Annotated in this window: 8 protein-coding genes; 5 read left to right on the top strand and 3 right to left on the bottom strand. The window is 40.0% G+C overall.

Translation table 11 applies throughout. The features are described from left to right. Positions 1-263: 263 nt before the first annotated feature. From murA to K6D58_RS09555, 3 genes are all read right to left on the bottom strand, one after another. Positions 264-1,547 carry a UDP-N-acetylglucosamine 1-carboxyvinyltransferase gene (gene murA / locus K6D58_RS09565; protein ID WP_296830120.1) on the bottom strand — a complete coding sequence of 428 codons (1,284 nt, stop codon included), beginning with the start codon at positions 1,545-1,547 and terminating at the stop codon, positions 264-266. Between the two features lie 18 nt (positions 1,548-1,565). Further along, positions 1,566-2,822: a peptidase T gene (gene pepT / locus K6D58_RS09560; RefSeq protein ID WP_296830118.1), complete on the bottom strand. Its 1,257-nt coding sequence runs from the start codon at positions 2,820-2,822 to the stop codon at positions 1,566-1,568. 191 nt (positions 2,823-3,013) lie between these two features. After that, a complete protein-coding gene (locus K6D58_RS09555) occupies positions 3,014-3,691 on the bottom strand; it encodes a thiamine diphosphokinase (protein WP_296830116.1) in 678 nt (225 codons plus the stop codon). Positions 3,692-4,253: 562 nt separating this feature from the next. On the opposite strand from K6D58_RS09555, the gene tuf reads away from it, so the two are divergent. The 5 genes from tuf to K6D58_RS09530 all read left to right on the top strand — a co-directional run bounded on the left by tuf (position 4,254) and on the right by K6D58_RS09530 (position 7,492). Next, positions 4,254-5,444 (top strand): elongation factor Tu, encoded by a 1,191-nt coding sequence (gene tuf, locus K6D58_RS09550; RefSeq protein ID WP_296830114.1) that lies wholly within the window; start codon positions 4,254-4,256, stop codon positions 5,442-5,444. Positions 5,445-5,507: 63 nt separating this feature from the next. Next, the gene (gene rpsJ, locus K6D58_RS09545) at positions 5,508-5,816 is read left to right on the top strand and encodes a 30S ribosomal protein S10 (protein ID WP_184652089.1); all 309 of its coding nucleotides are present in this window, start codon (positions 5,508-5,510) and stop codon (positions 5,814-5,816) included. A gap of 118 nt (positions 5,817-5,934) precedes the next feature. After that, complete coding sequence (gene rplC / locus K6D58_RS09540; RefSeq protein WP_296830111.1) at positions 5,935-6,555, top strand: 50S ribosomal protein L3; 621 nt, start codon at positions 5,935-5,937, stop codon at positions 6,553-6,555. 14 nt (positions 6,556-6,569) lie between these two features. Then, positions 6,570-7,208: a 50S ribosomal protein L4 gene (gene rplD / locus K6D58_RS09535; protein ID WP_296830109.1), complete on the top strand. Its 639-nt coding sequence runs from the start codon at positions 6,570-6,572 to the stop codon at positions 7,206-7,208. After that, the gene (locus K6D58_RS09530) at positions 7,208-7,492 is read left to right on the top strand and encodes a 50S ribosomal protein L23 (RefSeq protein ID WP_296830107.1); all 285 of its coding nucleotides are present in this window, start codon (positions 7,208-7,210) and stop codon (positions 7,490-7,492) included. Before rplD ends, K6D58_RS09530 begins: the two co-directional genes overlap by 1 nt. Position 7,493: the final 1 nt, after the last annotated feature.

Below are 7,493 nucleotides of genomic sequence, written 5' to 3'. Positions count from 1 at the left end.
CTCTGTGTACCCTGATTTTCTTTGGCATTTTCGAACTCTGTACTTATGTGACAGGAATATTGAATTACGTTATTGTAGGACTTTTTGGATCTGCTTCAGTATTCATGGCTTCAATTTTTTACATAATAATGCTCTTCTTTGCTTCCATCCTCTTTGTTTCAAGAAAAGAGTAGGTAAAAAATAATTCAGGGAAGGATGGTTCAGCAAAAAAAAAGCCCGGCTTACTTAAAAAGTCCGGGCTAAAATAATTGTGTTCTTTGTTATTAGTCTATATAAACTTTTTCTATATGAGCTCCAAGAGACTGAAGCCTTTCTACCAGGTTTTCGTAACCCCTTTCAATCTGATATACGTTACTGATACGGCTTTCTCCGTGGGCAGCCAGGGCTGCAATAACCATAGCCATACCGGCACGAACGTCAGGACTTACAAGATGTTCACCATGAAGCAGGCTTGGACCAGAAACAACAGCTCTGTGAGGATCACAAAGAGTAATCCTTGCTCCCATAGAAATAAGCTTATCTACAAAGAACATCCTGCTTTCAAACATCTTTTCAAAAATTAAAACCGTGCCTTCTACCTGAGTAGCAATAACAGTCATAATAGAAGTTAAATCAGGCGGAAATCCCGGCCATGGAGAGTCATCAATCTTAGGAATCATTCCCCCAAGATCAGTATTCACCTTAAGTGTCTGACCTGCAGCAACAGTAAGACTGCCGTTCTCTATTTCCCAGCGTATGCCAAGCTTGCTGAAAGATATTTTAAGTGGTCTTATATCCTTTTCACGTACACCATTAATTGTAATGGAACCCTTTGTTGCAGCTGCAAGACCGATATAAGAACCGATTTCCATAAAGTCAGGTCCAATTGTAAAATCACAGCCATGGAGTTTTTCAACACCTTCAATATGAAGGATGTTACTTCCAATACCAGTAATTTTACCTCCCATAAGGTTAAGCATGTTACAGAGATCCTGAATATGAGGTTCACTTGCAGCATTTGTAATTTCAGTATGACCTTCAGCAAGAACAGCAGCCATAACCGCATTTTCTGTAGCTGTTACAGATGCTTCATCAAGGAAGATGTCAGCACCCTTAAGCTTGTTGGCAGTAAATTCAATTTTACTGTCTACAGTAATGCGGGCCCCCAGTTCTTCAAGGGCAAGAAAGTGCGTATCCAGTCTTCTTCTTCCAATAACATCGCCTCCAGGAGGAAGTGTTGTTACCTTACCTGTTCTTGCAACAAGAGGACCTGCAAAAAGAATAGAAGCACGAATCTTCTTACTTAAGTCTGCCGGAATATCAGAATGCTGAATATTTTCTGCCTTAATAATCCAGGTATGTTCATCTTTTTTATTTACCGAAGCACCCAGAGATTCAAGAATTTTAAGCATAACTCCTGTATCTTCAATCTTAGGTATGTTCCTCAGTGTAATTTCGTCTTCCGTTAAAAGACAGGCTGCAATACATGGAAGGGCAGCATTTTTATTCCCGCTGGCAGTAATAGTCCCCTTAATAGGGAATCCGCCTTCAATCTGATATTCGTACATTTACTTCTCCGTAAGAAATTATATGCGGCACAAATTAATAAGTACCGTAGCAGCAAGAGCCATCTGACTTAAAGAAGCCCATTCAATTCTTGAGTGAAAGTTGTGTCCTCCAGTAAAAATATTCGGACAAGGAATACCCATTTCTGTAAGACGAGAACCATCAGTCCCACCCCTTATTGGAGTAAATTCCGGTTCAATACCAGCTTCCTTATAAGCCTTTACAAGATTTTCGGTAACAAAAGGTGCTTTATCAAGCCCTTCTTTCATATTCAGGTACTGCTGAGTGTGCTTTACCTGACATTTACCACCAAATACAAGGGCTGTAGCATCAGCAAGCTTATCTACAAGAGCCTTACGCTTTTCCATACCATCCTGGGTAAAATCCCTCAGGAATAAAACAGCCCTGGCATTTTCCATATCACCTTCAACAGACATAGGTGCAAAGAATCCCTGATAGCCGTCAGTAGTTTCAGGCATCTGGTTCTGTGGCAGGTTATGAATAAAATAAGAAACCATACTTACAGCATTAACCATATCCGGACGGGCAGAACCTGTATGTTTAGGTTTACCTGTAAAAGTAACCTCAGACTTGTAAGCATTAAAACATTCAGTTTCAAGCTCACCCTTATGTCCCCCGTCAACAGTATAGGCATACTTTGATTTAAGAAGATTCAGTGGAACCTTATCCATGCCGTGACCGGTTTCTTCATCAGGAGAAAATATAACTTCAACAGCACGATGTTCAACTTCCGGATGCTTATAAAAATATTCCAGGGCAGTCATAATTTCCGCAACACCGGCCTTATCGTCTGCACCTAAAAGAGTAGTACCGTCACTTGTAATCAGTGTATCTTTTTCACAAGCCGCAAGCTCCAGGCATTTATCTTCACAAGATTTAAGACTAATACCATATGGAAGTTCAATATCTTTACCGTCATAATCTTTCCATATAATAGGCTTTACATCTTTACCCGTAACTTCATCAACAGTATCAATATGAGCCAGAAGACAAAAAGAAGGCTGGTCAGCAAAAGCAGAAGTAGCCGGCAGAAAACCATAGGTATAACATTCAGCAGTAGTCTGAACATCCTTAAGCCCTAAAGCCTTAAGCTCTTCCCTTAAAATATCAGCAAGGTCCCGCTCACGTTCAGCACTTGGAATCTTTCCAGCATCAGCCTCAGCCTCATCACTTTCAGTCCAAACTTTTACGTATTTTAAAAAACGATTCAAAAGTGGTTCAGTATATTCAAGCGAAAGTAAATCATTAGTATTCATAAGCTAGAGAATAGCAGTTTTTACTCATTTTGTCATTTTTTTTCTATAATATTGAAATTCCGGAGCAGCACAAAGATTCCACCCCTCCTGTAAAATACAGACAATAGCAAGTCAGTCATTACCCGCTTTCCGCAGTTCCGGCTCTGCCTCCATTCTTCCGCCTTGCTCCAGAAGCTCCCTCCGGTCGCCTGCTACAATCGGGGCTGGTTTTTGTCATCCTCAAAAATCTTGATCAGAAGAAGGTTTCCCTCGTTTACAGTAACGCAGGCAGTTTTTCCAGGTAAAACCTCATTGCTTATTCCATACTGATATTCACAGGTTATTTCACCATTCTCCAGAGGATACTTTGCATCTTTTATAGTTATTCCTCTGGCAGTGCCGCAAATATTCAGCAAAGAGAAATAGGGGTATTTTTCTTCTATATACATAGGATTTTTTCCTGCAATTTCCATTTGGGAATAATCATCTATAATCACAGCCTTTTTACCCAGGGCATGAAGTTTAAGAAGAATGGATACGTTTGCAATTGTATGATCCATGCGTAAGCCTGTAACCCCTATAAGAAGAAAGTCAGAAAATCCCCTGTAAAGACCTTCCTTTACGGCATAGTTGGTATCTGTATCATCCTTTTCGCAGGGCAGAACAATAGTTTCCGCATTATTAGGAATCTTGGGATAAGAGTCAAAATCTCCTACAGCAAGATCAGGACTTACGCCAAGAAGGGGAGCGTGTCTTAAACCTCCATCACAAAAAATAAAGTAGTCATTTTCATTCAGGCAGCTTTTAATAAAGTCCGTATTTTTAATATCTGCAGCACCAACAATTACACATCTTTTATTCTGGGGGATACTTTTGTTTTTATAATCCATACTTTTTCCTTAAATATCTTTAAAGAATTTATAAGGTGTTTTTCCCCGAATTTCAATGCAAATGAAAAAAAATTAAAAATTAATGGGAATTCCCTTGTCAAAGTTGTAAAAAAAAGGTATAAATACCGAACTAATGCCCTAATTGGGCGTGCAATAGATTGCAGGGTTCTTTGAATATCAGACGGACAGTTAAATGTCTGATGGAAGTCGTAAAGCTGGTTATGTTAACCTTCAGATTTCCTTACCCTGAATACCTGAAAATCATCGTTGATGGTTTTCGCAAAAATGAGTGTTTGGTGGTTCTGATTATCGGTTTACGCCAGTAAATCTAGAGTTGAAAGTCCATACCAATCACTTGATCGTGTGATGCTGGTGGTAATCAACAGCTGCTTCGAATAGATGAAACAGAGATTGATAAATAAATCACTATCATCTCAACAAAACATGTGAAAAGTGTGTATGCGAAAGTGTCATTAGCCTTTTAGGAATGGCATTTTCTGGCTTAAAGTGCAACACATAAAAATAATTTTATCCTGTAAAGATACAGGACAAGGAGAACATCATGGCAAAGGAAGAGTTCAACAGAACTAAACCTCACATGAACGTTGGTACTATCGGTCACGTAGACCATGGTAAGACTACACTTTCAGCTGCTATCACTTCATACTGTGCTAAAAAGTATGGTGATAAGCTTTTGAAGTACGATGAAATTGATAATGCTCCAGAGGAAAAAGCTCGTGGTATTACAATTAACTCTCGTCACCTTGAGTATCAGTCTGACAAGCGTCACTATGCACATATTGACTGCCCAGGACATGCTGACTACATCAAGAACATGATTACTGGTGCTGCTCAGATGGATGGTTCTATCCTCGTAATCGCAGCTTCAGACGGTGTTATGGCTCAGACAAAAGAACACCTTCTTCTTGCACGCCAGGTAGGTGTACCAAAGATTATCGTATTCCTTAATAAAGTTGACCAGCTTGATGGCGACGAAGAAATGTTGATGCTCGTAACAGAAGAAGTTCGTGACACAATTCAGTCATACGGATTCTCTGCTGATACACCAATCATCCCAGGTTCAGCATTCAAGGCTCTTAACGAATCTGACAATCCAGAAAACACAAAATGTATCGAAGAACTTCTTACAGCTATGGATACATGGTTCGATGATCCAGTTCGTGATGATCAGAAACCATTCCTTATGCCAATTGAAGACATCTTCACTATTACTGGACGTGGTACAGTAGTTACTGGTCGTATCGAACGTGGTGTAATCCATGTTAACGACCCAGTTGAACTTGTTGGTATTCGCGAAACACAGGCTTCTACATGTACTGGTATTGAAATGTTCAACAAGACACTTAACGAAGGTATGGCTGGTGATAACGCTGGTATCCTCCTCCGTGGTATTGAAAAGAAAAACGTACTTCGTGGTATGGTACTTGCTGCACCAAAATCAATCACTCCACATACAAAGTTCGAAGCACAGATTTACGTTCTTACAGAAAAAGAAGGTGGACGTCACAGCCCATTCTTCACTGGTTACCGCCCACAGTTCTACTTCCGCACAACAGATATTACAGGTACTGTAAATCTTGAAGCTGGTGTAGACATGGTTAAACCAGGTGACAATACTAAGATTGTTGGTGAACTTATTCACCCAATCGCTATGGACGAAGGTCTTAAGCTTGCTATCCGTGAAGGCGGTCGTACAATCGCTTCTGGACAGGTTACAAAGATTATCGAATAGTTATTGATTGAATGGAGGTTGCATTCAGTTCGCTGGATGCGCCTTCATTCTTAGGAGTAAATGATGGCAAACGGCAAGATTCGTGTAAGACTTCGTGCATTCGACGTAGCTCTTATCGATCAGTCTGCAAAAGACATTGTACAGCAGGTTCAGAAAGCAGGAGCAAAGGTTTCAGGACCAGTTCCTCTTCCAACAAGGATTAATAAAGTAACAGTTCTTCGTTCACCTTTCGTAAACAAGAAGTCACGTGAACAGTTTGAAATGAGAACTCACAAACGCCTTATTGATATTTTTGAACCAAGTTCAGAAGTTATGGATTCACTTATGAAGCTTGAGCTTCCTGCAGGTGTTGATGTAGAAATTAAACAGTAATTGTAGGGTTTATCCCTGGGTTTCAAATTACTGTAAAATAAACGGGACGGTTCCCTGGATCGGGAATGGCGACCGACAGGAAGAAGGTTGAGCCTTACTTCCAAATAGGAGATTTCAGATGAAAGGTCTGATAGCAAAAAAAGTAGGAATGACACAGGTATTCGACGAAAACGGAAATCTGACACCAGTAACCGTGATCCGCGTTGAACCAAATACTGTTGTTGCTACAAAGACAGAGGAAAAGTGCGGTTATAACGCTGTGGTACTTGGTCTTGATGATTTGAAAGAATCTAAAGTATCTAAGCCTTATGCAAAGCAGTTTCCAGAAAATGTGACACCAAAACGTCATCTTAAAGAATTTCGCGATTTTGACGGCGAAGTTACAGTTGGCGATCAGATTGGTGTGGAATTATTCAACTCTATTCGTTTCATCGATGTAACCGCTACTTCTAAAGGTAAAGGTTTTCAGGGTGTTATGAAGAGATGGGGCTTCCATGGTGGACGTGCTACTCACGGTTCTAAGTTCCATAGAGAGGCCGGTGGTACAGGTAACTCAACAACTCCAGGACACTGCCTTAAGAACGTAAAAATGGCAGGCCGTATGGGTAATGATCGTGTTACAGTACAGAATCTCAAGGTTATCAAAGTTGACCCTGAGTTGAAAGTGTTGATGGTTCGTGGTGCAGTTCCTGGGGTTAAAGATGCAACACTTATCGTTAAGGCTGCTGTTAAGAAATAAGGTCGAGGAATAGTATGGAAAAGAAAGTCTATTCAATCGATGGTAAAGAACTCAGGACAATTAATCTTGATGATAAAGTTTTCGGACTCCCAGTCAACGAAGATGTTATCTATTATGCCATCACAAACGAATTAGCAAATAAACGTGTTGGAACAGCTTGTACAAAAACACGTGCAGAAGTTCATGGCAGCAATGCTAAACCTTACAAACAGAAGGGAACTGGTAATGCACGTCGTGGTGATAAAAAATCACCAATTACTGTTGGCGGCGGTACAATTTTTGGACCAAAACCACGTGATTACAGCTATGCAATTCCAAAGAAAGAAAAGCGTCTTGCAATGAAGTCAATTTTGAGTCTTCAGGCTCAGAGCGACAGACTTACAGTTGTTGAAGACTTCACAGTAGAAAGCGGAAAGACAAAGGACCTTGTAAAGATTCTTAATAACTTTACTAAGGGTGAACGCACAGTTATCCTCCTTAAGGATGATGACAAGCTTATTAAACAGGCTGGAAGAAACCTTCCTAATGTTTATTTCCTTTCTTACAACCGTCTTCGTGCACATGACCTTTACTACGGAAGAAAGGTTATCATGCTTGAAGGTGCTGCTAAGAATCTTTCTGATTTTTATGCTGAATCAAAGGAGGCTGAATAATGAATTACGAAGATGTTCTTATTGAGCCTGTACTTTCAGAAAAAGCAACTGCTCTTCGTGAACAGAATAAATATACGTTCATTGTAAAATCAGATGCTACAAAAACAGATGTAAAAGAAGCTGTTCGTAGACTTTTCAACGTAAAAGTTGCTGATTGTACAGTTGTAAACGTACTTGGAAAGATGAAAAGACTTCGCGGTAGACCGGGAAGAACTGCCAGCTATAAAAAAGCTATTGTTAAGCTTGAAGCTGGAGAAAAAATTAAGGTATTTGAAGGCGTTTGAG

The organism is Treponema sp. (assembly GCF_024696245.1).
Classification (GTDB): domain Bacteria; phylum Spirochaetota; class Spirochaetia; order Treponematales; family Treponemataceae; genus Treponema_D.
This window is presented reverse-complemented; position numbering and strand designations above follow the sequence as displayed.

Excerpts from the sequence above, each read along its gene's own strand:
- murA (WP_296830120.1), bottom strand. The coding sequence starts at position 1,547 with ATGTACGAATATCAGATTGAAGGCGGATTCCCTATTAAGGGGACTATT.
- rpsJ (WP_184652089.1), top strand. The coding sequence starts at position 5,508 with ATGGCAAACGGCAAGATTCGTGTAAGACTTCGTGCATTCGACGTAGCT.
- K6D58_RS09530 (WP_296830107.1), top strand. The coding sequence starts at position 7,208 with ATGAATTACGAAGATGTTCTTATTGAGCCTGTACTTTCAGAAAAAGCA.
- pepT (WP_296830118.1), bottom strand. The coding sequence starts at position 2,822 with ATGAATACTAATGATTTACTTTCGCTTGAATATACTGAACCACTTTTG.
- K6D58_RS09555 (WP_296830116.1), bottom strand. The coding sequence starts at position 3,691 with ATGGATTATAAAAACAAAAGTATCCCCCAGAATAAAAGATGTGTAATT.
- rplD (WP_296830109.1), top strand. The coding sequence starts at position 6,570 with ATGGAAAAGAAAGTCTATTCAATCGATGGTAAAGAACTCAGGACAATT.
- tuf (WP_296830114.1), top strand. The coding sequence starts at position 4,254 with ATGGCAAAGGAAGAGTTCAACAGAACTAAACCTCACATGAACGTTGGT.
- rplC (WP_296830111.1), top strand. The coding sequence starts at position 5,935 with ATGAAAGGTCTGATAGCAAAAAAAGTAGGAATGACACAGGTATTCGAC.